This window comes from Methylocystis sp. Sn-Cys (genome assembly GCF_016745395.1).
GTDB classification, from domain to species: domain Bacteria; phylum Pseudomonadota; class Alphaproteobacteria; order Rhizobiales; family Beijerinckiaceae; genus Methylocystis; species Methylocystis iwaonis.
Map to the genome: position 1 here is coordinate 230967 of NZ_JAERVJ010000001.1, position 26752 is coordinate 257718.

Below are 26752 nucleotides of genomic sequence, written 5' to 3' on the forward strand. Positions count from 1 at the left end.
AATATATCTGAGCAGCGACAGCGTGGGAGACTTCATGAATCGCTTCCGACTCGCTTTTCTTTTGATCACCCTCGCGGCGCCGTCCGCCGTCTGCGCCGGCGAAACCGCCGTTCACATCGCGCCGATCGACGATATGAAGGCGGTCGTCGCTTCCGTCGAACCCGCGCATCAGCTTATCGCCCGCGCCCGCATCGGCGGCACAGTGACGACGCTCAAGATCAAGGAAGGCGACAATGTCGCCGCCGGAGCCGAGATCGCGCTTGTTGCGGACCAGAAGCTTTTCTTGCAGATGCAGTCCCTCGATCAGCGCATTCGCGCCCAGCAGGCGCAGCGCGACAAGGCCCAAAGCGACTTCGATCGCGCGCAGGAGCTTCTACGCCGCGGCACCTCGACAAAAGTGATGGCCGATCAGGCGAAGACCGCGCTCGACGTCGCCGAGCGCACTCTCGCCGCGCTGCAATCCGACCGCGGCGTCATCGAGCAGCAGACGGCGGAAGGCTCGGTGAAGGCGCCGGGCGCCGGCCGCATCCTGACGATCCCCGTCTCCATCGGCCGCGTGGTGATGCCGGGTGAAACCATCGCGACGCTCGCCGAGGACAGATACATCCTGCGCCTGCAACTGCCGGAGCGCCACGCCCGCTTCATGCGCGCGGGCGATCGCGTCGAGATCGGCGAACGCGGCGTCAACACGGGCGCCGGCGCCCGCAAGGAAGGGCGCGTGCGCATCGTCTATCCCGAAATCCAGGGCGGCCGCGTGATTGCCGACGTCGATGTGAAAGGGCTGGATAATTATTTCGTCGGCGAGCGCGCCCGCGTCTATGTGACGACCGGCAAGCGCGACACGATCCTTGCGCCGAAATCCGCGATCTACCGGCGGGCGGGCGTCGATTTCGTGCGCCTCGCGGACGGCGCCGAAGTGGTCGTGCAGACCGGCGACGCGCATGGCGACGCGATCGAGATTCTCTCGGGCCTGCATGACGGCGATGTGGTGCACACGCCATGAGCCAGGAAAAGGAAAACGCCGAGGAATTCCACCCCGGCATCAGCGGCACGCTGACGCGGACCTTCATCAATTCGCCGCTGACGCCGCTTCTGCTCCTTGCCTCGATTCTCGTCGGCCTCATCGCGCTGCAGGCGCTGCCGCGCGAGGAGGAGCCGCAAATCTCCGTGCCCATGGTCGACATCATGGTGCAGGCGAACGGCTACAAGGCGGAAGACGCGATCGAGCTCATCACCCGTCCGCTCGAAGACATCATCAAGGGCGTCAATGGCGTCGAACATGTCTATTCGCAGACGCGCGACGATCAGGTGATGGTGACGGCGCGCTTCTTCGTCGGCACGCCGCAGGACAACGCCGTGCTGCGCGTGCACGATAAGATTCGCGCCAACATACTCGACTTGCCCAAAGGGATTCCCGAGCCGGTCATCATCGGCCGCGGCATCGACGACGTCGCCATTGTGGTTCTCACACTCTCCGCCAAGCCCGAGCGCGCCACTCAATGGACGGATAACGGCCTCTATCAGGTTGCAGCGGAACTGCAGCACGACCTCACCAAGGTCGAGAATGTAGGCTTGAGCTATATCGTCGGCGGCAGCCCCAATCAGATTCGCGTCGAGGCCGATCCGGAGCGCCTGTCGCAATATGGCGTGACGCTCAACCAGCTCATCGACAAGCTCACCAACGCCAACCGTTCCTTCATGGTCGGCGCCTTCCGCGAGGACAACCACTCCATCCCCGTCGTCGCCGGTCAGACGCTGCAGGGCGTGCCGGACATCGGCCTGCTGCTGCTGACGACGCGCGACGGGCGCCCGGTCTATGTGAAAGACGTGGCGAATGTCATCGTCGGCGCCGCCGAGCCCGACAAGCGCAGTTGGACGATGACCAAGGAGAAAGACGGCGCGCTCTTGAAGCGCCCGGCCGTCAGCATCGCCATCGCGAAGCGCAAGGGCGCCAATGCGGTGATCGTCGCCGAGGACGTGTTGCATCGGCTGGAGTCGGTCAAAGGCCGCATCGTCCCCGAAGATTTGGAGATCGCCGTCACCCGCAACTATGGCGAGACCGCCACGGAGAAGGCGAACGAGCTTCTCTTCCATCTGGCGCTCGCGACCGTCTCCATCGTTCTGCTCATCGTCGTGATGGTGGGCTGGCGCGAAGGCGTCGTCGTCTTCGTCATCATCCCGACGACGATCCTGCTGACCCTCTTCGCCTCCTGGCTGATGGGCTACACGATCAACCGCGTCAGCCTGTTCGCGCTTATTTTCTCCATCGGCATTCTCGTCGACGACGCCATCGTCGTCGTGGAGAACATTGTTCGCCACTGGCAAATGCGTGGCGATCGCAGCCTGATCGACACCGCCGTTGAGGCCGTCGCGGAAGTCGGCAATCCGACCATCGTCGCGACCCTGACGATCATCGCCGCGCTTCTGCCGATGATGTTCGTCTCGGGTCTGATGGGGCCCTATATGAGCCCCATTCCGGCCAACGCCTCGCTGGCCATGGTCTTCTCCTTCTTCGTCGCCATGACGATCACGCCCTGGCTTCTGTTGAAGATCGCCGGCAAGCGTTTCGAACAGGAGGGCGGCGCGGGCCATGACCACTCCCACGAACGCGGCGCCATGGGCAATTTCTACGCCCGCATCGCCACGCCCTTGCTGCAGGGCCGCAAGCGCTCGCAACGCTTTCTCACCGCTGTCGGCGTGGCGACGCTGCTCTCGCTCGGCCTCTTCGCCACGAAGAGCGTGCGCGTGAAGCTGCTGCCGTTCGACAATAAGTCGGAAGTCGCGGTGGTCGTCGATCTGCCGCGCGGGGCTTCGCTCGAGGAGGCGGATCGCGTGCTGACAGCCGCGGCCGAGCGCCTCAAGGACATTCCCGAGCTCACCTCCATCCAGTCCTATGCCGGCGCGGCGGCGCCCTTCAACTTCAACGGCCTTGTGCGCCATTATTACGTGCGCTCGGCGCCGGAGATGGGCGATCTCGCGATCAACCTCCTGCCCAAGGACGAGCGCAAGCGCGCCAGCCACCCGATCGCTCTGGAGATTCGCGAGAAGCTCAAGGGCCTCCCCATGCCCGAGCATACAGCGATCAAGGTCGTCGAAGTGCCGCCCGGCCCACCCGTGCTCTCGACGCTTCTCGCTGAAGTCTATGGGCCGGACGCGCAGACGCGGCGCGACCTCGCGACCAAGCTGCGCAAGGCCTTCGACGCGGTCGATTTCGTGGTGGACACGGATGACAGCTTCGGCCAGCGCGCGGAGCGGCTGCGCTTTGCGATCGACCAGGAGGCGCTCGAATATCACGGCGTCGAGGAGCGCGCGGTCTATGACACGATCGGCGCTCTCGTGGGCGGCGTGAAGATCGGCTTCTCGCAACGCGGCGGCGGGGCCAAGCCCATCGACATCACCGTCGCTTTGCCACGCTCACAGATGACGCCCGGCGAGCGCATTCTCTCGACGCCGCTTCCCGCCGGCGGCACGGTGCGACAGGGCGCCAATGTCGAACTCGGCGATGTGGTGAAGGCGACGCGCGAGCTCGGTTCCTATCCCATCTTCCGCCACAACGGCCGCTTCGCCGAAATGGTAAGCGCCGAGGTCGCCGGCCGTTTCGAGGCGCCGATCTACGGCATGTTCGCGGTCGAGGACGAGATCAACAAGATCGACTGGGGCCCCTCGGGCGCGCCGACGATCAAATATCACGGCCAGCCGCTCGACGACGCGAAGCCGACCTTCCTTTGGGACGGCGAGTGGGAGGTGACCTATGTGACCTTCCGCGACATGGGCGCGGCCTTCATGGTCGCTCTGCTCGGCATCTATCTGCTCGTCGTCGCGCAATTCGGCTCGTTCAAGCTGCCGCTGGTCATTCTGGCGCCAGTGCCGCTCACGCTCGTCGGCATTGTGCTGGGCCATTGGCTCTTCAACGCCGCCTTCACGGCGACGTCGATGATCGGCTTCATCGCGCTCGCCGGCATCGTCGTGCGCAATTCGATCCTGCTCGTCGACTTCATCCGCCATCTGCGCGAGCGCGGCATGTCGCTACGCGAAGCATTGGTCGAGGCGGGCGCGGTGCGCTTCAAGCCGATCTTCCTCACCGCCGCGGCGGCGATCATCGGCGCGGCCTTCATCCTCACCGACCCGATCTTCCAAGGTCTCGCCATCTCGCTCGTCTTCGGCCTGGCGTCCTCGACGGCGCTGACGCTGCTCGTGATCCCGGCCATCTATGTCGTCCTGCGCGACGACCAACGCCCACCGGCGCCAGGCGCGCCGCAAGGAGGGAAGCTCGCATGACCAATGATTGGCCCGAACTCGCCAAGACGCTCTCGGCAGACCTTCGCAATCTGCGCGTCGGCGCGCCCGATGTGATGAAGACCTTCTCCGCCATGGCGACGACCGCCGGCGCCCCCGGCGCGCTCGACGCCAAGACGAAGGAGCTGATCGCCGTCGCTGTGAGCGTCGCGGTGCGCTGCGACGATTGCATCGCCTTCCACACAAAGGCCGCCTGCCAGCGCGGCGCGACGCGCGAGGAGATTTTGGAGACGCTCGGCATGGCGATCTACATGGGGGCCGGCCCCTCGGTGATGTACGCGAGCCATGCGCTTTCGGCTTTCAATCAATTTGCCGGCGGCGAAGCCGGCGGCGCGCAAACCCCTCAAGCGAAAACCGCTTGAGCAAGAAGAAAGGAAGAAGAAAATGCTGTCAGGCCTGATGTCCAAGCTCACCGGAGGCGGCGGCGAATTGCCGACGATCGAGCATGAGGATTTCGCCCGCCTCGTGAAAGAAGGCTCCTGCGCCATCGTCGATGTGCGCGAGCCGCATGAATATGCCGCCGGCCATGTGCCGGGCGCGCGCAATCTGCCGCTCTCGCAATTCGATCCGTCGAAGCTGCCGGCAGGCGATTGCGTGATCATCTGCCAGGCGGGCGGTCGCTCGGCCAAGGCGCTGGGGCAGGCGATCCAGGCCGGCCGCAAGAATGTGCGCCATTATGCGCCGGGCACCGGCGGCTGGCGCGCGCGCGGCGGCGCGGTGCAGGCGTAACGCGGCTTCCCCTCCCCAACCCTCCCCCGCTGCGCGGGAGAGGGAGCAGATCGTCGCCTTCATCAGCAATGCCGATCATGAGCGTCCCCTCTCCCGCGTCAGCGGGGGAGGGACAGGGAGGGGGCCCGCTTAATTGCTTTCCGTTCGCTTCTAGAAATCAGGCAGCACGCCCGATCTCCGACGCCCCCGGCACTTCGTTCAGCTTGCCGGTCTTCACATCATAGATATAGCCGTAGATCGGTATGTTCTTCGGGACCAGCGGATGCGAGCGGATGCGCGCGACGTCCTGCGCGACGCTCTCTTCCTGATTCTTGATCGTGTGCCATTTGATGAAATGACCCGCCGAGCAGCCGCCGCCATGCTGCGGGTTCGACCATTTCAACGTCGCCATGTCGAGCGAGGCGGTCGCGAGGTTGTCGTCGAGCAGCTCGCTCATCACCTCGTCACAGAAAAGCTCCATGCCGCAATTGGTGTGATGGATCACGAACCACTCATTCGTGCCGAGCAGCTTGTGGGAAATAACCAACGAGCGGATCGCGTCGTCGGACGCACGGCCGCCGGCGTTGCGGATCACATGGGCGTCGCCTTCCGAAAGGCCGGCGTATTTCGCCGGGTCGAGACGCGCATCCATGCAGGTCAGAATCGCGAAACCGCGCGCCGGCGGCAAAGCGAGATCGCCCTTCGAGCCGAAGCCCGACACGTAAGCGGCGTTGGCGGACAAAACTTCGTCGACGATCCTGCTCATCATTTTCTCCCACAAGGCCAAACAAGCTTGTTCTGATTTTTCACGTCGCCCGAGCCTGTAAGCACGGCGCTCCGGCGTTTCATTCAAGCAAATAAGGAATATTGTTTCCGTGACAAAGTCCCCGGTCGGCGCATAGAGAAGAAAAAACGTGGCAGTTCGAGGGTTGTTACAATATAACATCCACCCCAAGGGCTGCTGCGGCCCCGCTGAACATGGTTGACCAAATGTCTGAACTTGCCGATCTCTTCCCCGGTTTCGCCTCGCATTGGATCGATACGCAGGCCGGCAAAATCTTCGCGCGGTCTCACGGCGCCGGACCGGCGCTCGTCCTGCTCCACGGCTTCGGCGAAACGCATGTGGCCTGGCGCAGCATTGCGCCGAAGCTCGCCGAGCGCTTCAGCGTCGTCGCCATGGATCTGCGCGGCTATGGCTGGTCGGCGGCGCCCGAGAGCGAGAAGGGCGAGGCCTATACGAAGCGCGAGATGGCCGACGACGTCGTCAAGGTCATGGAGGCGCTCGGCCATGTGCAATTCGCGCTTGTCGGCCACGACCGCGGCGCGCGCGTCGGCCTGCGCCTGGCGCTCGATCATCCAGGACGGCTGACGAAGCTCGCGCTGATCAATATCGCGCCCATCGACGACAATTTCGGCGCCGGCGACCTCTGGCGTCTGGGCCGGGCGCGCTTCCTCGCGACCGAGGCTCCGCGCCCCGAGGAGCTGATCGCCCTCGACCCGAACGACTTCCTCGAGGATGCGCTGAAAAGCTCGACCAAGGAGAAGTCGCTCGACGTCTTCGGCGCGGCGGCGCTTGCGCATTATCGCGCCGCCTTCAACGACCCCGCGCGCATTCACGCCTTTTGCGAGGACTTCCGCGCCGGCGCGACCATCGACAAGGAGGCGCTGCTCGCCGACAAGGCTGCAGGCAAGAAGCTCCTGACGCCGACGCTCATCCTCTATGGCGAAACGACCTTCCCCTCTGAGGGCCCCTCGCTTGTCGACGCCTGGAAGGAATGGGGCGACGACGTGACCGGCGCCGCCGTCGACGCCGGTCTCTACGCCATGGAGGAGGCGCCCGAGGCGACGCTGCAAGCCCTGGAACGCTTCCTTTGACGAAGCGCCGCGGCGTTCTCGGCGGCAAAACAGTCGCCGTGGCGCTCGGCGGCGGAGGCGCGCGCGGCCTCGCCCATATCAGCGTGCTGCAGGCGCTCGACGACATGGGCGTGCGGCCGGTCGCCATGGCGGGAACCTCGATCGGCGCCATTATCGGCGCCGCTTATGCCGCGGGCTTCTCGGGCGCGGAGCTACGCGCCCATACCGAGGCGATCCTGAGCAACCGGCTCGGCCTCGCGCGCAAGCTGCTTTACGCACGGGCGCGCCGCCGCCAGCCGCTTCTGACGCGTCTCGCGCATCCACTGCTCTTCGACGGCGTGCGTTTTCTGGACGCCTTCTGGCCCGAGGGCATGCCGGAACGCTTCGAAGACCTCGACATACCCATGACCGTGGTAGCGACAGACTTTCGTCGCCGCTGCGAGGCGGTGTTTTCCAAAGGGTCGCTGCGCACGGCCATCGCCGGCTCCATGGCGATTCCGGGCGTGGTGCGCCCGCCCAAAAGCGAGCTCGGCTATCTGGTCGACGGCGGCCTCGTCAATCCGCTGCCTTACGACCATCTGCAGGGGAAGGCCGACATCATCGTCGCGGTGAATGTCTCCGGCAATTCGGGCATGGAAAGCGAGACCCGTGCGCCCTCGCCCTTCCAGACGATGATCGTCGCGACCCAGATCCTCATGAACTCCATCAGCTCGCGCATGATCGAGGAGAACCCGCCCGACGTGCTGCTTGCGCCGGGCGTGCATCAATATCTGGCGCTCGACCTCTTCAAGGCCTCGCGCATTTTTACAGCGGGCGACGCCTGCCGCGACAAGTTGCGCGAGGGGCTGTTGAAGGCCGCCGAGCGGCTCGAACCTCAGCGCCGCGACTGAAAGAAATCGCGCAGCAATGTCGCCGCCTCGCTCTCGCGGATGCCGCCATAGACGTCCGGCGCGTGATGGCAGGTCGGCTGAGAAAAGAAGCGCGGCCCGTGCTCCACGCCGCCGCCCTTCGGATCGTCGGCTGAGAAATAAAGCCTCCGGATGCGCGCGAAGGAGATCGCGGCGGCGCACATGGCGCAGGGCTCCAGCGTGACATAGAGATCGCAGTCGATCAGCCGCTCGCTGCCAATCGCCTCGCAGGCGGCGCGAATCGCCAGCATTTCGGCATGCGCCGTGGGGTCTTTGTCGCGCAGCGTGCGATTGCCGGCGGTTGCGACGATCCGCCCGGCGCGCAAGATGGCGGCTCCGACAGGCACTTCCTCGGCTTGCGCCGCCGCACGAGCGGCGTCGAAGGCGGCTGCGAAGGGGTCAGGCGCCATCATTGGCCAACGCGGCGGCGCCAAATACCTCCCCTTTACGGGGAGGTCGGCGGTCGCAGACCGCCGGGTGGGGTTCGCGCAGCAATGACGACGGTTGGAGCAAACCCCACGCGACCCCGCTTCGCGGGGCCACCCTCCCCATAAAGGGGAGGGATTGGCGGACGTAGAGAGTCGCGCCAATCTCGCCACTAGGTTGGCGTCTCATCTCTCCATACATTTCGTTTATCTCCGTCGATCGCGCTTCAAAGCCATCTCGGCGCCTGCTATCAAAGATCATGGCCGACAAAAAACCAACCAAGCGCTCCGGCGCGCCCGGCGGCGACCGCCCCATGCGCCGCCGCGACTCCAAGACCGCTGCGCGCGACGGCGCGCCCAAGAAATTCGATTCGGACAAACCGAAATTCAATAAGCCGCGCGGCGAAAAAGCCGCCAAGCCGCAATTCGATAAGCCGCGGCCCGCAGCCAAGCGGACGAAGCCGATCCCCGCGCCGGTCGAAAAAACCAGCGCTTTCGAAGGCGAGCGGATCGCCAAGGCGATGGCGCGCGCCGGCGTCTGCTCGCGCCGGGACGCCGAAGAATGGATTGCGGAAGGCCGCATCGCCGTCAATGGCGAGACGCTCACGAGCCCGGCCGTCAATGTCACCGAAGCCGACAAGATCACCATCGACGGCGAGCCGATGCAGGCGCGCGAGCGCACGCGGCTCTTTTTGTTTCATAAGCCGCAGGGACTCGTCACCACGGCGAGCGATCCGGAAGGACGCCCGACCGTCTTCGCCTATCTCGATGAAAAGCACCCCGATCTTCCCCGCCTCGTCAGCGTCGGTCGGCTCGACATCAACACCGAAGGCCTGCTGCTTCTCACCAACGACGGCGGCCTCGCGCGCACGCTGGAATTGCCGGCGACCGGCTGGACGCGGCGCTATCGCGTGCGCGTGCATGGCGAAATCGATCAGGCGCAGCTCGACGAGCTGAAGAAAGGCGTCACCGTCGAGGACGTCACTTACGCTCCGATCGAGGCGCGGCTCGAGCGCGTGCAGGGCGGCAACGCCTGGATCGCCTTGAGCCTCACCGAGGGCAAGAACCGCGAAGTCAAGCGCGTGATGGAGCATCTCGGCCTCGACGTCACGCGCCTGATCCGCGTCTCCTATGGGCCTTTCCAGCTCGGTGAGCTGGGCGAGGGCGTTGTCGAGGAAGTGAAGCTCAAAACGCTGCGCGAGCAATTGGGCAAGAGTCTCGCGGAGCTTGCGGGCGCTGATTTTGCCTCGCCCTTGCGCGAGGCGACCCCGACCGAACAGCAGGAGCAGCGCGAACGCACTGAAAAGCGGTCCCGCAAACATGTTTCCGTGCTGCGCAAGCAGCGCGACGAGAATGCCGAAAAAGGTCCACGCGCGCGCATCGAGCGCACCGCCACGGCCGACCGCAAGGGCCGCGCCGTCGCCGTTGAGCGCGTGACGCTGACGCGCCGCAAACCTGCGGCCGAGGACGAAGCGCCGTCGCGCAACGCCAAGCGTTTCGACGCGATGCGCACGGGCCGCCGCCCCAGACGTGACGAGGCGGAGGCCGAGCGGCCCGCGCGCGGCGCCGCAAGGGGCGCGCGCGGCGAGGGCTTTGGGCGAGACGATCGGCGCGGCGCCGAAAACCGCCACCCGCGTTTCGAAGGAGAGCGCGAGTCTGGGCGCGGCGCCGCAAGGGGCGCTCGCGGCGAAGGTTTCGCGCGGGATGATCGACACGGCGCTGAAAATCGCCGCCCGCGTTTCGAGGGTGAGCGCGAGTCTTCACGTGGCCCCGCGAGAGGCGGGCGCGGCGAAGGTTTCGCGCGGGACGATCGCCGCAGCGGCGAAAATCGCCGTCCGCGTTTCGAGGGTGAGCGCGGCGAACGCGCCGCCCGGCCGCCGCGAGAGCGTGACACGCAAGCGCGGCGCGACCATGGCGACGCAACGGCTGCGCGCGGTCATGCGCGCACGCGCACGCATGAAGGCGACCAGCCTCGCGCCGAACGCCGCCCGCCTCGTCGTGATGGGGAAGCTCCCCGTCGCGCGCGCGGGGCAGACGAACGGGAGGCGCGGCCGCGCAAGTTCGAGGGCCCGCGCGCCGAGCGCGGCTTTGCGCGCGGCGGGGACGAGCGCAAATCGCAGCGTCCGCGCAGCGGCGAAGGCCGGACCTCAGGCGAAGGCGCGCCTCGCGGCGCCCGCAGCGGCGGGCCGCGCAAGGGCCCGCCGAAAGGCCCGCCAAAGGGCCGCGGCCCCGGCAAAGGCCCGAGCAAAGGTCCGTCGAGAGGACCGCGCAAGCCGCGCGGAGAATAAGCCATGCGCATCGTCGGCGGCGCGCTACGCGGCCGCGCGCTCGCGAGCCCGCGCTCGCAAGCGATCCGCCCGACAACGGACCGCTTGCGCGAATCTGTCTTCGACATTCTCGCCCATGGTTTCGACGATCCGATCACCGGCGCCGCGGTGATCGACCTTTTCGCCGGCACCGGCGCGCTGGGCTTGGAAGCGCTCTCGCGCGGCGCCGCGGGCGCGCTTTTCGTCGACGACGGAACGGAAGCGCGCGCGCTTCTGCGCGCCAATATCGAGACGCTGGGCCTGGGCGGCGTCACCCGTATCTTTCGCCGTGACGCGACAAAGCTCGGCCTCGCGCCGCCGGGCGAAATCTTCTCGCTCGCCTTTCTCGACCCGCCCTATGGCAAGGGGCTCGCTGAGCCGGCGTTGCGCACGTTGATCGAAGGCCGCTGGCTTACTGATGATGCGCTTGTCGTCATCGAAGAGGCCGCCAACGCGGCGATCGAATTGCCGTCTTCTCTCGAGCTGGAAGACGCGCGCCGATATGGCGACACGCAATTCGTGTTTGCGCGCGTTGCGCGTTGAGTGGCGCGTTGGCGAAGTTGATCAAGCGAATCGCGCTGCATCTTTTTCAAGCCTGATGGGACTCGTGCGAGCGCAAGGCGACAGTTGCTGGATACATCGAAACGAGCGTTCATCATCCGCGTGAAGAGGCCAGATGGCGAAGAAGCGCCGGACTCGGACACATCTTATCTGCGTCGTCTTGTGTTAGCTGACGCCAAACGCAACATCGCTGTTCCTGCCGCGGCGCCTGTGTTGGAAGAAGCGTCTGTCGATGCCGAGACGGCAGAAGCAGTAGGAAGCGGCGGCCGACGAGGCGACAGAGGCCGTCTCAGAGGACGCGCCAGACGATGCCGCGACGGCGGAGGCAGCATCGGAGGACGCGCCGGACGATGCCGAAGTGACCGAGGCTGAATCGGACGACGCCGAGGTCGACGCTGTTGAGGCCAAGAAAGCGCCGAAAAAAGCATCGGCCAAAGCCTGACGCGCAAAGGGCGGCGTATAACGCCGCCCACATCTCTACTCGCTGTCGTTACCGGCCTACGGAAGGGTCGTGGTATGAAAAGCATCGTTCCGTCATTGCGAGCGAAGCGAAGCAATCCAGGGCCGCTGTGGCTGCCCTGGATTGCTTCGTCGCTTAAGCTCCTCGCAATGACGAGAGGCGCTATGATTTTCTCTTCAATTCATATAACGCCGCCAGCGCATCGCGCGGACTCATCTCGTCAGGATCGATCTTCGCAAGCGCCTCTCTGAGCGCGTCCTTGGGCTGCATCGTCTCCGCCACATGTTTGAACAGCGGCAGATCGTCGATCAGCGCCTCGACCGGCGCGCGTCGGTCGGCCGCCTCCAACTCGGCGAGAATGGCGTGCGCGCGCGTCACAACGCTCGCGGGCAGCCCGGCAAGCTGCGCGACATGCACGCCATAGGAACGATCGGCCGCGCCTTTCACGACCTCGTGCAGAAACACTATTTCGCCTGCGTGATCGGTCACCTTCATGGTGAGATTGACCAGCCGCGCCATGCGTTTTGTCAGTTGCGTCAGCTCGTGGAAATGCGTGGCGAAAATTGCGCGGGAGCAATTGATCTCATGCAAATGCTCCATCGTCGCCCAGGCGATGGAGAGGCCGTCGAAGGTCGCCGTGCCGCGGCCGATCTCGTCGAGAATGACGAGCGAGCGCGACGTCGCGCAATTGAGGATCGCGGCGGTCTCCACCATCTCGACCATGAAGGTCGAACGCCCGCGCGCGAGATCATCCGAAGCGCCGACGCGCGAGAAGAGACGATCGACGACGCCGAGACGCGCCTCTTGCGCCGGCACGTAAGAGCCCGCCTGCGCAAGAAGCGCGATCAGCGCATTCTGGCGCAGGAACGTCGATTTGCCCGCCATGTTCGGGCCCGTCACAATGGCGATGCGGCCGGCTTTGTCGCCGGAGAGTTCGCAGTCATTGGCGGCGAAGGCCTTGCCTTGCGCTTGCAACGACGCCTCCACGACCGGATGACGGCCGCCGATAATGACGAACTCGAGCGAATGATCGACATGCGGTCGGGTCCAGCCGCGTTTCTCGGCGACCTCGGCGAGCGCGCTGGCGACATCGAGCCGCGCGAAGGATTGCGCCAGCGCCTGTAGATTGTCCGAGCCGGCGAGAATCTCTCCGGCGAGCGCGTCGAAGATGGCGAGCTCACGCGCCAGTGCGCGATCGGCGGCGGATGCGATCTTGCTCTGTAGCTCGACGAGTTCCTGCGTCGAAAAGCGCATCGCGTCGGCCATGGTCTGGCGATGCGTGAAGGTCGAATCGAAGGGCGGGCGCAACAGCTTCTCGCCCTGCGCCGCAGGCGCTTCGAGGAAGAAGCCGAGAAAATTATTGTGCTTGATTTTGAGCTTCGCGCCGGTCTGCTCCGAGTAGCGCGCTTGCAGCGAGGCGATCACCACGCGGCTCTCGTCGCGCAGCGAACGCGCTTCGTCGAGTTCGGCGTCGCGACCCTCGCGGATAAAGTCGCCGTTGCGTTTGTCGAGCGGCGGGCTGTCCTTCAGGCTTGTCGCAATTTCGTGAGCGAGCGCAGCGTCGGCGGTTGCCAGCGTCGCCGCTTCGCGGGCGATCTCCGCCGGCGCCTCGGCGCCTGAGAAGATCGCCGCAATGTCGCGGGCAGCCGAAAGCGCCGCCCCGACGCTCGCGACGTCGCGCGGCCCGCCGCGCTGCAATGCGAGACGCGAAACGGCGCGCGCAAGATCCGGCGCACGTGCGAGCTTGGCGCGCAAGGACGCGCGGATCTCCGGCTTCTCGAGAAAGAAAGCGACCGCGTCGAGCCGCGCGTCGATCAAAAAAGGATCGGTGGAGGGCGCGGCCAGCCGCTCGGCGAGAAGCCGCGCGCCAGCGGATGTCACGGTCAGATCGACAACCGAAAGCAGCGATCCCTCGCGTGCGCCGGACAGCGTGCGGGACAGCTCCAGATTGGCCCGCGTCGCCGCGTCGATATCGAGCGTAGCGCTTTCGCGCAGGCTCATCGGCCGCGACAGCGCCGGGCGGCCGCCTTTTTGCGTGCGCTCGACGTAAAGGATCGCCGTCGCCGCCGCGGCAAGCTCCGCCTCGCTCAGCGCGCCAAAACCTTCGAGCGTCGAAACGCCATAGAAATCCATGAGCCGCCGCGCCGCGTCGCCGGCGTCTCGCCCCAGCGGAGCGACGGGCGCGCCGAGCCCTGAGAAGATCGTTGCGAGCGCCTCTTCCCGGCACAGCGTTTCGGCGGCGACGATCTCGCGCGGCTCCAACCGCGCCAGCGTGGAGGACAATTCGCTTTGCGCGCAATCGGCTACCGTAAACACGCCCGTCGAAATATCGACGCTTGCGACGCCATATCGCCACGCCCCATCGCCGCGCGCGCGGGCGACGGCGGCGAATGCATTGGCGCGCGCAGGGTCGAGCAGCGCGTCTTCGGTGATCGTGCCTGGCGTTACGAGGCGCACCACGTCGCGCTTCACGACGGACTTCGCGCCGCGCTTCTTGGCTTCGGCCGGGTCTTCGATCTGCTCGCAGACGGCGACGCGGAAGCCGAGGGCGATGAGCTTTTGCAGATAATCATTGGCGCGCTCGACCGGCACGCCGCACATTGGAATATCTTCGCCGAGATGCTTGCCGCGTTTGGTGAGCATGATGCCCAGCGCGCGCGAGGCGATTTCGGCGTCCTCAAAAAACAGCTCGTAGAAATCGCCCATGCGGTAGAAGAGCAGGCAATCGGCGTTTACCGATTTGATCTCGATAAATTGTGCGATCATCGGCGTCGCGCGCGCCGCGCCGGTCTGATCCTGCCCTTGCTCCGCTACTTTTTCCATGGCCGCACTTTAGCGGCGGCCCGGCGGCGGCGCCATTCGAGGCGCCGCTTTCATTGTGGAGCGCGCAGAAAAACCCCGGATCGAAGACCCGGGGCTGCGCCTACCTCCAGAGCGCCAGGAGGATGATGATCGGGATCGGCACCCCGAGGAGCCAGAGCAGAACGGAACGGCCTACGCCCATTTTCGCCTCCTACCAACGCATGGCGGATGAGAAGCCCAGATTCTCGTCGCGGTGACGCCCGCCAAGAGTGGCGCCGCCCCAGGCGGAGGCCGCCGCGAGCAGCATCGCCGCTGCGGCGACGAAGCTCGCGATGATCCCGGCCTTGCGGGCCTTGTCGGCAAGTTCCTTGGCGCGCGCGTGATCGTCCTTCACCTGCTGCGCGACGGCGTCGACCCGGGCGCCGGCGTCGGCGGGAGAGACGCCGCTGGTGGACGCCAGCACGTTCTGGAGATAGCTGCGATCCTCGCCGCTGATCTCGCCTGTCGCCTGGCCGCGCGCGACGATGCGCGAGACGATCTGCCGCGTCTCGGCCTCATTGGTCCCTGACGGAGCCGCCCCGGCCCGCGCGCCGCCGTCGCCGCGCATCAGCGTATCGACGCGATAATCGACCGGGTTGGTCATCCCGCTCTGCTGCGCCTGCTGGGTCGCCTTTTCCACGCCGGCTTTGCCGAGGTTGTAGAGAGACGAACCAGCCGCGAAGGCGACGATGAGAATAGCTGTCGCCCAGACCACGAGCCCATGCGCGCCATCGCGCACTTCCGCCTCGTCGCGCGGCGCATCGATATTGCGCCGGCGCAGCCGCCCGCAGACATAGCCGCCGGCCGCATAGCTCGCGACCGTCACCCAAAGCACCCAGAGCGCCAGCGCGAGGGCGTGGGTAAAGGGCGAGGAGCCCTCATAGGGCGACGCAAGCGACAACCCGATTCCGGAGCCGAAGGCCGCCATGACGAAGGAGATGGCCGTCGTTACGGCGACGCCCGCGAGAATGGCGCCCCAATCGACGGCGGTGAAACGCGAGAGCGCGAGGCGCTCGGCGGTGGGCTCCAGGCCCCGCCCGATGACGTCTGCCATGGCGACCTCCTACCGCAGACCGAGGAGCGACAGGATCGCCATGACGATCACGACCAGACCGATAAGATAGATGATGTTGTGCATCACGGCCTCCCTTCGGCGCGCAGTTGCGCCGGGAGCTGAAAAGAGATGCGACAACGCGGGAGAGGGGTGAATGTTCCGGCGCGCGGGCGGGGGCGAGGAGGCCAGGGTGCGCGCCGCTTGCGTTGGATTACGATGAGATCCCGCGCGCCTGTCGGCGCAAACCTTGAGGCGGAACGCCAAAGGTTTGGACAAATGCGCGACGCATCCTTTCAGGGTCGCCGAAGCCCACTCTGTCGGCGATGATCTCGATGGGTTCGACTCCCGCCTCCACCCGTTCGCGCGCAACTTCGAGCCGCAGCCGCTCGATGGCTTTGGCGGGGCTCAAGCCCGTTGCCGCCGCAAAGGCGCGGCTGAAGTGGCGCGGGCTCATGCACGCTTCTTCCGCGAGCTTTTCGACCGTCCAACGTCGATCGAGCCGGCCGCGCACTTTCTCGAGCAGAGATGCGAAGCGATGGTCGGGACTATCGAGTTCGAGCAGCGTCGAAAATTGCGACTGACCGCCGGGCCGTCGATAATAAACGACCATCTCCTGCGCCACGCGCTTGGCGATCTCCTCGCCCAAATCCTCGGCCGCCAAAGCAAGGGCCAGATCGACGCCGGCGCTGACGCCCGCCGACGTCCAGACCCGCCCCTGGCGGATGTAAATTCGATCGGCCCGGGTCTGAACTTGCGGAAACTGCCGCGCGAAAGCCGGCGCGGCGCGCCAATGGGTCGTCACGGAGAGTCCGTCGAGCAGCCCGGCGGCGGCGAGGATGAAGGCGCCGGAGCAGACGCTGCAGAGCCGGCGCGCGCGTCGGTCGGCGTCGCGAACGGCGTCTAGGGTTTCATTGCACGCCATGGCGGTTCGTGCGCCCTCGCCGCCGACGACGATCAATGTGTCGATCGTCTCGATCTCGCAAAGCGCTTCGACCGGCAATTCGACGCCCGAGGAGGCGCGCACGCGCCCCTTTTCCTTCGCGGCCAAAACGATGCGATAGGCGCCGCCAGCGACAAAACGCGACGCGATCTCGAAGACCGCAATGGGGCCGGCCGCGTCGAGGAGCTGAAAGTCCTCGTAAAGGAAAAAGGCCACGGTCCGGATCATGGCCTAAAATGAGGGAAAAAGGTCGTTTCGACAATGACGCGCCGAAGGTGAAATAGGAGCGCCCGAAAATGGAGGCGCCCCATGAGCACACGCCCTTTCACCATCGTCTTCGCGCTCTATGACGGAATGACCCAGCTCGATTTCACCGGCCCGCATGAATTTCTGAGCCGGACGCCCGGGGCAGTGACCCTTGTCGCCAGCCGCGACGGCGGCTCGGTGAAATCCGACCGGCTCGAATTCGGCGGGACAGTTCCGCTGACGACCGTTTCAGACTGCGACCTGCTTTGCGTCCCAGGCGGCCTCTCGGCCACCGCAGTCGCGCTCGACCGGGTCTTCATTGCGGAGATTCGTCGCCTAGGGCTCGGCGCACGCTATGTGACGTCGGTCTGCACCGGCTCGCTGATCCTCGGCGCGGCGGGGCTTCTGAAAGGGAAGCGCGCAGCCTGTCACTGGGCCTGGCGCGATCTCCTGCCGCTCTTCGGCGCTATCCCACAAGCCGACCGGGTGGTGCGCGACGGCGACATCATCACCGGCGGCGGCGTGACGGCGGGGATGGATTTCGCCTTGACCGTCCTCGCCGAAATCGCCGGCGCCGATGTAGCGCAGGCGATCCAGCTCGGCCTCGAATATGATCCCCAACCGCCCTTTCATGCGGGCTCGCCCCAATCGGCGCCGCCGCAAGTCCTCGCCCGCTTTCAGGCGACCGCCGCCCCGCTTATCGAAAAACGGCGCGCCCAGGCCGAGGAGGCCGCGCGGCTATTGGTTGGGGATGAGTCCACGATTGGTGCCATTTCCGTTTGAACGGCTCGCTTTGGGGCGTGTCATTCCCGGCGGGCTGAAAGCCCGACCGGGAATCCAGAGCCGCAATAGCGCTGGTTCGGCTCTGGATTCCCGATCGCTCGCTTTGCGAGCGTCGGGAATGACACCGAACCAAGCGAGCGGATCTCGTATGAGACGGAAGTCACACTTTAGTCCGTCGTTAGACTCCCGTCATTGCGAGCGAAGCGAAGCAATGAGGGGTCGCGCTTCCCAAAATGCCGAGGCCGTCCCTTAGGTCATCACCACATTCACCGCGCTCTCCGGCAGCTCCTTGCCGAAGCAGCGCTGGTAGAATTCCGCGACCAGCGGGCGCTCCAGCTCGTCGCATTTATTCAGGAAGGTCAGGCGGAAGGCGAAGCCGACGTCGTTGAAGATTTCGGCGTTCTCGGCCCAGGTGATGACCGTGCGCGGGCTCATGACGGTCGAGAGGTCGCCGGCCATGAAGGCGTTGCGGGTCAGGTCGGCCACACGCACCATTTTATTGGCGACGTCGCGCGTCTCCTTGGAGACGCCATAGGATTTGACCTTCGAGATCACGATATTGGTCTCGGCGTCATGCGACAGATAATTCAGCGTGGTGACGATCGACCAGCGGTCCATCTGCGCCTGATTGATCTGCTGCACGCCGTGATACAGGCCCGAGGTGTCGCCAAGACCCACCGTATTGGCGGTGGCGAAGAGGCGGAAGCCCGGGTGGGGGCGAATGACGCGGTTTTGGTCGAGGAGCGTCAGGCGGCCGGAGACCTCCAGCACGCGCTGGATAACGAACATCACATCGGGACGGCCCGCGTCATATTCGTCGAAGCAGAGCGCGACATTGTGCTGGACCGCCCAGGGCAGAATGCCGTCGCGGAACTCCGTGACCTGCTTGCCGTCCTTGAGCACGATCGCATCCTTGCCGACGAGATCGATACGCGAAATATGGCTGTCGAGATTGACCCGCACGAAGGGCCAGTTGAGCCGCGCCGCCACCTGCTCGATATGGGTGGATTTGCCGGTGCCATGATAGCCCGTGACCATCACGCGGCGATTGCGCGCAAAACCCGCGAGAATGGCGAGAGTCGTCTGCCGGTCGAAGAGATAGTCCGGATCGATGTCCGGCACATGCTCGTTGCGCTCGGAAAAGGCCGGAACCACGAGATCCGTGTCGATCCCAAAAACCTCGCGCGCCGAAACCTTGATGTCGGGCACGCTTTCGAGACCCGAGCCGGATTTAACTTCTTCGACCAAAACCGTCCTCCGTCTGGCGGGCCGGCACTCGCGCTCAGGCGAGCCGCGCGGCCCTCAGCGTCTTATAGGCATGAATGATTTCCCGCAATTTCTCCTCGCGGGAGCGATCGCCGCCATTGGCGTCGGGATGATGACGCTTGACGAGCTCCTTATAGCGCGCCCGCACCGCCTCGGGTCCAGCGGTCTCGTCGAGATCGAGCGCCGCGAAAGCCCGCATCGTCACCGGCGAATAACGCGGCTCGCGCTTCTCGGGGGCGCGCCGATGGAATTTGGCGCGGTTCATCCCCAGCGGGTCCGCCGTCGGGCCGCCCTCCTCGCGAAAGCCCGTCGCGCCGCGGCGCGTGCCCATCGCCCAGGTCGGGCGGTGGCCAATGGTCGCGTCCTTCATGTAGCGGGCGACGTCGGCGTCATTCATCCCGTTGAAATAATTGTAGGTGGCGTTGTATTCGCGAACATGGTCCAGGCAGAAGCAGAAATACTGCCCCTCGCGCAGCCGGCCCATGGGGGCGCGATAGGCGCCGTCGGCCTCGCAGCCCGGCGAATCGCATTTCATCGTCGATTCGCGCTTCTCCTCGCGCGGCCGACGCTGCGTTCTGATACGGTCGAAGAGGGGCGAATTCAGATCCATCGGGTTTCATTATGATGGCGCGGGGCGGCGCCGCAAGCGCGAACCGCGCCAATTTTGTTGTGCGCCCGATCTTGCAAGAGAGGCGCCCGGAGCTTGGCGCTTCTTCCGATTGCGTCTAGAGCGAGCAACGGAATCGGCGCCGGGTGGAAAGACCGGAGCGGGCTCCCGCGAGGAACCCGCTCTCGAGCTCTAGACATGGAGAAGGAATATGGCGGATCAGGGTAAAGGCGCCGTGAAAGGGCCGGTCGCAGCGAGCATCGAGTCGAAGCTCACCGAGGCGCTCGCGCCGATCGCTTTGAATGTCATCGACGAATCGCATCACCACGCCGGCCATCATCACGGCGGCGACAAGCGCCACGGCAATGAGAGCCATTTCCGGGTGGAAGTGGTGAGCGCCGCCTTCGAGGGCAAGAGCCGGGTGGAGCGCCACCGGATGGTGAACGCCCTGCTGGCCCAGGAGCTTAAAGAGGGGCTGCATGCGCTGGCGGTGACGGCCAAGGCGCCGGGGGATTAGCAAGATCGTGATTTAGAAAAAATTGTCACCTTGAGCAAGGCCAATCTCTCCTTTAACAAGAGCAGAAATAGTTCCTTGAAAGGATAATTGGCTTCATGCGCTCGATCCATCCCTTTCCCGCCCGCATGGCGCCCGACACAGTAGCAGATTATCTGAAAAAGCTCCCACATGGTTCCCGAATTATGGATCCGATGTGCGGTTCAGGTGTTGTCCTTCGGCAGTCCGCATTATTGGGTCACTCGGTCAAAGGCTTTGATATCGATCCGCTCGCGGTCTTGATGAGCAGGGTTTGGACCCGAAAAGGAAGGCATGCATCCGTTTGCGACATCGCTCGGAAACTTGTCATCCGCGCAGAAAAATTGCAAAATTTCAAACATACTGATTTGAACTGGGTAGCACACTGTAACGAGACAACGCAATTTATCGAATATTGGTTCGCGGAGCCCCAGCGCTCGCAACTAGCGCGCTTGACTAAGCTAATTTCAAATTTAAGTAAAACCGAGGAAAATTGGATTTGCGACGTCCTTAAACTCGCCTTGAGCAGAATCATCGTTACCAAACAGGCTGGGGCTTCGTTAGCCTGGGATGTTTCCCACAGCCGCCCTCATCGGGTTAGGGATGAGAACGACTTTGATGTATATGCTGGCTTTCTCAAAGCTGCAAATCAGATAGTTAATCATCTCGATTCCGAGACACTCCCCAGAGGAGGCCACGTAGAATCTGGCGACTGCAGACAGCTTGATTCCGTCAAGAGTAATTCTGTCGATTTTATCATAACGTCACCCCCATATTTAAACGCCATAGATTATTTGCGAGGGCATAAACTTTCTCTTGTTTGGATTGGTTATACGATCCCGCAACTCCGTGCTTTACGCTCGAATTCTGTTGGAACAGAGAACACTCGTGGCTCACGAAAATCCATCGACCTCGAAAATCTTGAGCGCTCGGTTCGCTCGATTGCTAATCTGCCTCCGCGCCAACGCGCGATTGTTCACAAATATGCGGAAGACGCCGAGCTAATTCTTTGCGAGATGAGCCGAATTCTTTGCAAACACGGCGAAATTCTCTTGGTTCTTGGGGACTCTAACGTTCGTGGAATTCCGGTGTATAACTCCAAAATTTTCAGACATGTTGCTGAGGGGATCGGCTTTACTTTAACAAACGAACGGAAACGTCCTTTACAAAGCAACCGCCGTTACCTTCCTATTACCGACTCCAGCGGTGCGCTTGCAAGACGAATGAGAACGGAGGTCCTGCAGACTTATCGCTTTTCAGAAAGCGCCTGAATGATTTTTTTGACACCTGAAGGGCGCTTCCCGATCAATTCAGCTGCACCTCCAGTAACGCTGTACCACTCATTTCTTCGTCTATCCACCCTGATCCAAGCCTGCTCCGATTCTCCACCGGCCAAAATTCCAGTTGCCTCGTCGAGAGACAGAGTTACTATCCCGTCAGTGTGACAAACTAAAACGACAAACACACACTTATAGGCTTGTTGTAGGGCAAGCAAATCGACAAGATTTGCCTTGGTAAATGTAAATTGCCACGGATGCAATCTGTTTGCACAGTGTTTTATTTGCAAACCGATCTCCCCGTCTAGCACATACGAAGAAAACCTTCCGTCCTCACTTATCACATCGATTGCTATCGCTCCCGCCTTCAGATTGACTAACTCGGCTAAGACGACCCCATGGTAAAATCTATAATCGGCTATCATGATAGGTATTCTTGATAAACTGGATTGATCCCACAAACTTGTAGAACAGCCGTGCTTTTTTCCCCCCATTATGGAAAATCACAAGATGATGAAGAGCGTTGGGATGCCGGTCAATCTGAGATTTGCCGATAAACCCACGCTTACGAATTATGTTCCGTTTATCAAGGCCATCTGCATCTTTGTAGCCAGATATGTCAGTGGGCGGATGAACAACAATCGCGCTAGATGAGCCAGCCATTCTCTGGATATAGCGCCTCAGATATTCCGGAAACGCAGTCTCGTCTAGAATCTTGGCCAGCTGCTCCATCTTATCAAAGGCAGAGCCGCCACGGAGAAGGGCTTCAATCTCGGTCTTATAATCGAAGAGACTGAACGACATCTCCCCGCGATCCAGGTCCACCGTGGACCGATCGATACTCGACGTTGCGATCGCAGAAATCCTGTGATCTCCCAACCATACGAGGGAACCGTACCCCTCTCGAATCGCAGAAAGCGCAAGACGATGAAAGACAAAACAACGATGCCAGTCTAAATACAATGCGCCCGGAATAGTTAATTCGAAAAATCGAAGGTAATCACCTCGACTACCGAACATTCTAGCCCTCTGTATATACGTATCCTGTTGAATTTTATGCTGAACATCTCTTGTAAAAAACATGGAAATAAGGTTATCGAGTGTAACGCCGCGCGACACGATGTTCCCCCCAATGATTATTGTGAATAAACTAGTAGGATTTGTCGCGGCAGACGAATTGTCTTTCCAATCCCGTTCGCTATTTAGAATAATAATTGCATACCTAGCGATATTCTCTAGAATGTAACTAGTGACCTGATCTGGATCAGCGTCTGGATATCTTTTTTTGCAGAGATCCCACACATATCTTGTATATTTTTCGAAAGTGCTGTCATCCTGAGTGGCCAACGCTACGAGTGCATTGTGCATCGTGCTCCAGTCGCTTTTATGATCCACCTTCTTTCCGCTCGTATGCACAAGCATAGAGTAGTTTTTTTCCTTGTTATTTACATACAAATTGAGATAGGCAGCATTAACTAGAAATCCAAAGAGAGCCTGCCTTGCATATTTTTGATCAGAACCACTGTCAGGTAAAAGAGTTAAGTGATAATTCACTTCCCCATCAAGAGGAAAAAATGTGTCTTGACCAGTGTATTTCGAATGGGGAGGGAAATTTACCCACAATCTGCTATCATTTTCAAACGTGTTGTTCAGATCAAGGCGAGCTGGAGTAGCCGTGACGCCTATATAAATACCATCACTCCCCAAAATCTGCGTGATGAACTGGTTTATCGCTGACTTTGAGCCAGAGTTTATCTTTGCATTCGGCGACGCGTAATCGGCCTCGTCGTCAATCACTACAATTTTCTTTATCCCCTTGATTTTGTCGATTAATTTACGAAGATCGTTCCCGTTCTTTTTGCAAAATACAACATGGCGCTGGCCATTTAGCTTAACTGCCGGGTCAAGAATTTCACTAAAGTTCCGAGCTGCCGGCGCAAGGCCAGAGGATTTGAAGCGCCCAAGATTTTGACCCAGAAGGTCCACGCTGTCGTTAAGAAGATGGAGTATGAAATCAAAACCTTCATCAAGTAGTTTAGCCGAAAGACAGATCATCATCTCAGTCTTTCCGCTTTGTGGCTCGCCGTAAATAACAAATGATCGCCCATCGAGTTTAGATATGTTTCGGACAGCCTCGCCGACAGCGGCCTCGATGCTGCTCACTTCTTTATTGCTATCGCGCAGCCGCTTAAGCTGTCTCTCATACTGGTCAGTTGGAGAATCGCTTTTTCTAAAACGCTTTATGTCAAATTGAGTCGTCATAGCGTAGGATTTCCCGTGCTTTTGCCTTAGTTATCCAAGTGATTCGTGTACGAACATGCTATAGGCGACAGGCATCTTGCGGAAGGTGATTTAGTGAGAGAGCCTTCGAAACATGCCCCCTCTACCCCCCGCCATTCCGCGTATAAGCCTTTGGCGGCTATAAACCGGCTTCGACGCTCGCGGGGAAATGACGCCGCCGATGAAAGTTTATTTCTGCATCAATGAAAGCGGCCTCGTTCATTATATCGATCACTTGCGCGCGGCCGTGCGCTCGGCGCGCCAGATCGGCCGGCTGGAGCCGCATATTCTCTTCGACGGCGACCCGGCGATCCTGAAAGAGGCGCTGGCTGGCTGCGAGGCGGCCATACACAGGCAAAAATCCAGCATCGCCAACGAGATCGCGCAGACCGAGGAGACCGCCGAATGGCGCAGAGGCGTTGCCGAAGGCGCGCTGCTGCGGCTGGAAATTCCGGTCGTCGAAACCGACGATGATTATGTCCTCTACTGCGACTGCGACACGCTCTTCACCCGGGCGGTGGATCTATATGGCGTAAAACCACGTTTTTTCGCCGCCGCCCCGGGCCATAACCCCAACGAATGGGACATGATTTGCTCCGGCGTTCTGCTGCTCAACGTCAAAAACATGCGGGCGGAATATCCTGCCTATATGAAATATGCGGCGGCAAATCTTGGCCGGCCTGCCTATTACGATCAGGAAGTTCTCAACGAATATTTCGTCGGCCGCATCGACCGCCTGCCCATCGAATATCATTGGAAAACCTATTGGGGCGCAAACCCGCTCGCCTACATTGTGCATTTCCACGGGCTGAAGAGAACGCATCTTGCCTGGATGCGTGACCCCATTCGAAGAGCCGAGCTGAAAAAGCTCTATTTTCTCATCATGTTCGAAAATGACGGCTTTGAATATTACGGGAAAGTCTTCGACAGCATCGCCGCCAATGAGGCGACGTCCTTTGCGCGGCTGATTTTGGGGCGCGTGAAAGACGTTCTGAGATTTGTCTTTCGGCGCGCCAGGAAATTTTCCTATCGGCTCCTCATGGAGAACGTCCCATCGACTTTCGACGAGACGTCTTACCTCTACAACAACCCGGACATCGCCATCGGCGTCTACAACGGCGCCATTCGCTCCGGGTGGAGCCACTACCGCGTCCATGGAAAGCTGGAGGGCCGCCCGGGCGGCGCGGTCGAGAGCAAGGCCATCTAACCCAGCCTCACGCCCGCAGGGGCGCTCCGTTCTCGTCGCAATCGACCTCCGTCACCTCGTCTCCCAGCTCGACGCGCGCGCGCAGGAGCGAGCCGTCGTCGCGATAGGCATATTGGTGGGAAAGCTCCACCTCGCCATAGACCAGCTTCTCGCAGGTCGCGATGCGGCCGGAGGCGTCATAGCTGACCCGAAAATAAGTATTGCGATTTCCCAGCTCGCTTTCGGCCAATGGCTCGACCAGCTTGAGCGGCATGCGCACGCCGCTATAGGTGAGAAAATAGCGATATTCTTTGGCCTGCGACATTGTCGATCCTCCCGTTTTCTTATGCGTTATGTGCCTAGAAAGAATCGCGCCAACATCGATCCGGCACGACGCTTGCGGAAAGCGCTCCGAGCAGCCCCTCGACGGGCCTGCATTGTCGCAACTGCGACAGAATACATGAAGAGGAGTGCGAGAAATGAGACTAGCCGAAGCCTACGCCAGCGCAACTATCGAACAAATCGAAGCCGCCCTTGCCGGCGGCAAGCTTGTGGTTTTTTCCGTCGGCCGTCCGCCGTCGCCGGACCATAAGGTCACCCGCAGCGCCGCCCTTGCCGAATATGTCTTCGCGAGCCCGGCCGTCGATGACGCCAAGACCCCCGTCTTCGCCGAGAACCCCGTTACGGTGGCGTTGGTCGGAACCCCGGGCTGGGCCCGTGCGTTTTCCGCCGACGGCGCGGTCGTGGCCGATTTCTCCGCCGGAGCAGGCGCTGCCGAGATCAAATTCGACAGCATCTCCGCAACCCCGGGCTTTCCCCTCAAGGTTCTGTCGCTGAAGATCTCTCTGCCGGCCGAGACGGTCACCTATGAGAAGACGGAATATGGCCATATCTATCTCACCGGCCTGGAAAACGCCCATCGCAAGCTCTCCGTGCGCGGCTGATCCGCGCCTCTGGGAGTCTTGACGATTTCGTGACGAAAGCGTAGCGCGGGGCGGACTTTTCTCGTCCCGCCTTTCTCAGGACATCCCATGGCTACGTCCAAACCCGGCCAAAAGCCGGCGAACCCGCGTTTTTCCTCCGGCCCCTGCGCCAAGCGTCCCGGCTGGTCGTTCGAGAACCTCAAAGGCGCGGCGCTCGGCCGCTCGCATCGCTCCAAGGCCGGCAAGGACAAGCTCGCGCAGGCCATCGCGCTGACCCGCGAGGTTTTGCAGGTTCCCGCCGATTACCGCATCGGCATCGTCCCGGCCTCCGACACCGGCGCTGTCGAGATGGCGCTGTGGTCGCTCCTGGGCCCGCGCGGCGTCGACGTCGCCGCCTGGGAGAGCTTTTCGGCCGATTGGGTGACGGACGTCATCACGCAACTGCGGCTCCCCAACGCCCGGACCTTCACCGCCGCCTTCGGCGAGCTGCCCGATCTCTCGCAGATCAATTTCGACAATGACTTCGTCTTCGCCTGGAACGGCACCACGGCGGGCGTGCGCGTGCCCAACGCCGATTTCATCCCGGCCGACCGCAAGGGACTGACGATCTGCGACGCGACCTCGGCCGCCTTTGCGCAGAACCTCGATTTCGCCAAGCTCGACGTCACCACCTATAGCTGGCAAAAGGTGATGGGCGGCGAGGCGGCGCATGGCATGCTGATCCTCTCGCCGCGCGCCGTGGAGCGGCTGGAAAGCTACACGCCGGCCTGGCCAATGCCCAAGATTTTCCGCCTGACGCACAACGGCAAGCTCGTCGAGGGCATTTTCGAGGGCGACACGATCAACACGCCCTCGCTCCTTGCGACCGAGGACTATATCGACACGCTGAGCTGGGCGAAGTCGATCGGCGGCCTGCCGGCGCTGCGCGCCCGCTGCGACGCCAGCGCCAAGGCCGTCGCGGATTGGGTCGCAAAGACGCCCTGGATCGAGCATCTCGCCGAGAATCCGGCGACGCGCTCCAACACCGGCGTCTGCCTCGTCTTCTCGGGCAAGAGCGCGGCGCAGAGCGAGGCCGAGAAGGCGGCGCTCGCCAAGAAAATGGTCGCCATGATCGAGGCGGAGGGCGCGGGCTTCGATTTCGGGGCCTATCGCGACGCGCCCCCCGGCTTCCGCATCTGGTGCGGCGCGACGGTGGAGGCGTCCGACGTCGCGATCCTGACGCAATGGCTCGACTGGGCCTATGCGGAGGCGACGGCGACGGTCGAGGCGGTTGGCTGACCTTGATGCTCCCTGCGCGTT

24 protein-coding genes are annotated in these 26752 nt (G+C 62.5%); 14 read left to right on the forward strand and 10 right to left on the reverse strand.

The features are described from left to right. Positions 1-34: 34 nt before the first annotated feature. Genes JJT62_RS01060 through JJT62_RS01075 form a run of 4 tightly spaced genes read left to right on the forward strand, consistent with a single transcriptional unit; the run spans position 35 to position 5025 of the window. On the forward strand, positions 35-1003 hold the full coding sequence (locus JJT62_RS01060) for an efflux RND transporter periplasmic adaptor subunit (protein ID WP_202070835.1): 969 nt from the start codon (positions 35-37) through the stop codon (positions 1001-1003). Then, a complete protein-coding gene (locus JJT62_RS01065; protein WP_202070836.1) occupies positions 1000-4278 on the forward strand; it encodes an efflux RND transporter permease subunit in 3279 nt (1092 codons plus the stop codon). Before JJT62_RS01060 ends, JJT62_RS01065 begins: the two co-directional genes overlap by 4 nt. Further along, positions 4275-4658 (forward strand): carboxymuconolactone decarboxylase family protein, encoded by a 384-nt coding sequence (locus tag JJT62_RS01070; protein WP_202070837.1) that lies wholly within the window; start codon positions 4275-4277, stop codon positions 4656-4658. The genes JJT62_RS01065 and JJT62_RS01070 overlap by 4 nt, the downstream gene beginning before the upstream one ends. Positions 4659-4680: 22 nt before the next feature. After that, a complete protein-coding gene (locus JJT62_RS01075) occupies positions 4681-5025 on the forward strand; it encodes a rhodanese-like domain-containing protein (RefSeq protein ID WP_165049324.1) in 345 nt (114 codons plus the stop codon). A gap of 157 nt (positions 5026-5182) precedes the next feature. On the opposite strand, the gene JJT62_RS01080 is transcribed toward JJT62_RS01075, so the two are convergent. Then, entirely contained in the window at positions 5183-5773 is a 591-nt protein-coding gene (locus tag JJT62_RS01080) for a carbonic anhydrase (RefSeq protein WP_202070838.1), read from the reverse strand. 221 nt (positions 5774-5994) lie between these two features. On the opposite strand from JJT62_RS01080, the gene JJT62_RS01085 reads away from it, so the two are divergent. Continuing rightward, positions 5995-6879: an alpha/beta fold hydrolase gene (locus JJT62_RS01085; protein ID WP_202070839.1), complete on the forward strand. Its 885-nt coding sequence runs from the start codon at positions 5995-5997 to the stop codon at positions 6877-6879. Continuing rightward, a complete protein-coding gene (locus JJT62_RS01090; RefSeq protein ID WP_246744639.1) occupies positions 6876-7748 on the forward strand; it encodes a patatin-like phospholipase family protein in 873 nt (290 codons plus the stop codon). The genes JJT62_RS01085 and JJT62_RS01090 overlap by 4 nt, the downstream gene beginning before the upstream one ends. Here JJT62_RS01090 and JJT62_RS01095 read toward each other — a convergent pair. Then, positions 7733-8179: a nucleoside deaminase gene (locus JJT62_RS01095; protein ID WP_202070841.1), complete on the reverse strand. Its 447-nt coding sequence runs from the start codon at positions 8177-8179 to the stop codon at positions 7733-7735. The two genes, JJT62_RS01090 and JJT62_RS01095, sit on opposite strands and share 16 nt — an antisense overlap. 272 nt (positions 8180-8451) lie before the next feature. Between JJT62_RS01095 and JJT62_RS01100 the strand changes: the two genes are divergently transcribed. Together JJT62_RS01100 and rsmD are read left to right on the forward strand one after the other, a co-directional pair. Continuing rightward, entirely contained in the window at positions 8452-10479 is a 2028-nt protein-coding gene (locus tag JJT62_RS01100; protein WP_202070842.1) for a pseudouridine synthase, read from the forward strand. 3 nt (positions 10480-10482) lie between these two features. Continuing rightward, complete coding sequence (rsmD, locus tag JJT62_RS01105; protein WP_202070843.1) at positions 10483-11040, forward strand: 16S rRNA (guanine(966)-N(2))-methyltransferase RsmD; 558 nt, start codon at positions 10483-10485, stop codon at positions 11038-11040. A gap of 640 nt (positions 11041-11680) precedes the next feature. On the opposite strand, the gene mutS is transcribed toward rsmD, so the two are convergent. From mutS to JJT62_RS01120, 3 genes are all read right to left on the reverse strand, one after another. Then, a complete protein-coding gene (mutS, locus tag JJT62_RS01110; RefSeq protein ID WP_246744640.1) occupies positions 11681-14341 on the reverse strand; it encodes a DNA mismatch repair protein MutS in 2661 nt (886 codons plus the stop codon). A 190-nt stretch (positions 14342-14531) separates the two neighbouring features. After that, the gene (locus JJT62_RS01115) at positions 14532-15413 is read right to left on the reverse strand and encodes a hypothetical protein (protein ID WP_202070844.1); all 882 of its coding nucleotides are present in this window, start codon (positions 15411-15413) and stop codon (positions 14532-14534) included. A gap of 211 nt (positions 15414-15624) precedes the next feature. Then, on the reverse strand, positions 15625-16581 hold the full coding sequence (locus JJT62_RS01120; RefSeq protein ID WP_202070845.1) for a GlxA family transcriptional regulator: 957 nt from the start codon (positions 16579-16581) through the stop codon (positions 15625-15627). Positions 16582-16662: 81 nt separating this feature from the next. On the opposite strand from JJT62_RS01120, the gene JJT62_RS01125 reads away from it, so the two are divergent. Beyond that, the gene (locus JJT62_RS01125) at positions 16663-17382 is read left to right on the forward strand and encodes a DJ-1/PfpI family protein (RefSeq protein WP_202070846.1); all 720 of its coding nucleotides are present in this window, start codon (positions 16663-16665) and stop codon (positions 17380-17382) included. 249 nt (positions 17383-17631) lie between these two features. Here the strand turns inward: JJT62_RS01125 and cobS are convergent, their stop codons facing one another. Together cobS and JJT62_RS01135 are read right to left on the reverse strand one after the other, a co-directional pair. Then, complete coding sequence (gene cobS / locus JJT62_RS01130; protein WP_202070847.1) at positions 17632-18630, reverse strand: cobaltochelatase subunit CobS; 999 nt, start codon at positions 18628-18630, stop codon at positions 17632-17634. Between the two features lie 34 nt (positions 18631-18664). Beyond that, the gene (locus JJT62_RS01135; protein WP_202070848.1) at positions 18665-19258 is read right to left on the reverse strand and encodes a J domain-containing protein; all 594 of its coding nucleotides are present in this window, start codon (positions 19256-19258) and stop codon (positions 18665-18667) included. 208 nt (positions 19259-19466) lie between these two features. On the opposite strand from JJT62_RS01135, the gene JJT62_RS01140 reads away from it, so the two are divergent. Together JJT62_RS01140 and JJT62_RS01145 are read left to right on the forward strand one after the other, a co-directional pair. Then, positions 19467-19772: a BolA family transcriptional regulator gene (locus JJT62_RS01140; protein ID WP_202070849.1), complete on the forward strand. Its 306-nt coding sequence runs from the start codon at positions 19467-19469 to the stop codon at positions 19770-19772. Between the two features lie 95 nt (positions 19773-19867). Further along, complete coding sequence (locus JJT62_RS01145; RefSeq protein WP_202070850.1) at positions 19868-21058, forward strand: hypothetical protein; 1191 nt, start codon at positions 19868-19870, stop codon at positions 21056-21058. On the opposite strand, the gene JJT62_RS01150 is transcribed toward JJT62_RS01145, so the two are convergent. Together JJT62_RS01150 and JJT62_RS01155 are read right to left on the reverse strand one after the other, a co-directional pair. Further along, positions 21034-21489 carry a hypothetical protein gene (locus tag JJT62_RS01150; RefSeq protein WP_202070851.1) on the reverse strand — a complete coding sequence of 152 codons (456 nt, stop codon included), beginning with the start codon at positions 21487-21489 and terminating at the stop codon, positions 21034-21036. The genes JJT62_RS01145 and JJT62_RS01150 overlap by 25 nt on opposite strands. Beyond that, positions 21473-23326 carry a Z1 domain-containing protein gene (locus tag JJT62_RS01155; RefSeq protein ID WP_202070852.1) on the reverse strand — a complete coding sequence of 618 codons (1854 nt, stop codon included), beginning with the start codon at positions 23324-23326 and terminating at the stop codon, positions 21473-21475. Before JJT62_RS01155 ends, JJT62_RS01150 begins: the two co-directional genes overlap by 17 nt. A 199-nt stretch (positions 23327-23525) precedes the next feature. Here JJT62_RS01155 and JJT62_RS01160 point away from each other — a divergent pair, with 199 nt between their 5' ends. Continuing rightward, positions 23526-24551 (forward strand): hypothetical protein, encoded by a 1026-nt coding sequence (locus JJT62_RS01160; RefSeq protein ID WP_202070853.1) that lies wholly within the window; start codon positions 23526-23528, stop codon positions 24549-24551. 7 nt (positions 24552-24558) lie between these two features. Here JJT62_RS01160 and JJT62_RS01165 read toward each other — a convergent pair whose 3' ends face one another. Then, a complete protein-coding gene (locus tag JJT62_RS01165) occupies positions 24559-24855 on the reverse strand; it encodes a DUF6156 family protein (RefSeq protein WP_202070854.1) in 297 nt (98 codons plus the stop codon). Positions 24856-25009: 154 nt separating this feature from the next. Here JJT62_RS01165 and JJT62_RS01170 point away from each other — a divergent pair, with 154 nt between their 5' ends. Beyond that, positions 25010-25474 carry a hypothetical protein gene (locus JJT62_RS01170; protein WP_202070855.1) on the forward strand — a complete coding sequence of 155 codons (465 nt, stop codon included), beginning with the start codon at positions 25010-25012 and terminating at the stop codon, positions 25472-25474. Between the two features lie 87 nt (positions 25475-25561). Then, positions 25562-26731: a phosphoserine transaminase gene (locus tag JJT62_RS01175; RefSeq protein WP_202070856.1), complete on the forward strand. Its 1170-nt coding sequence runs from the start codon at positions 25562-25564 to the stop codon at positions 26729-26731. The last annotated feature ends 21 nt before the right edge of the window (positions 26732-26752 follow it).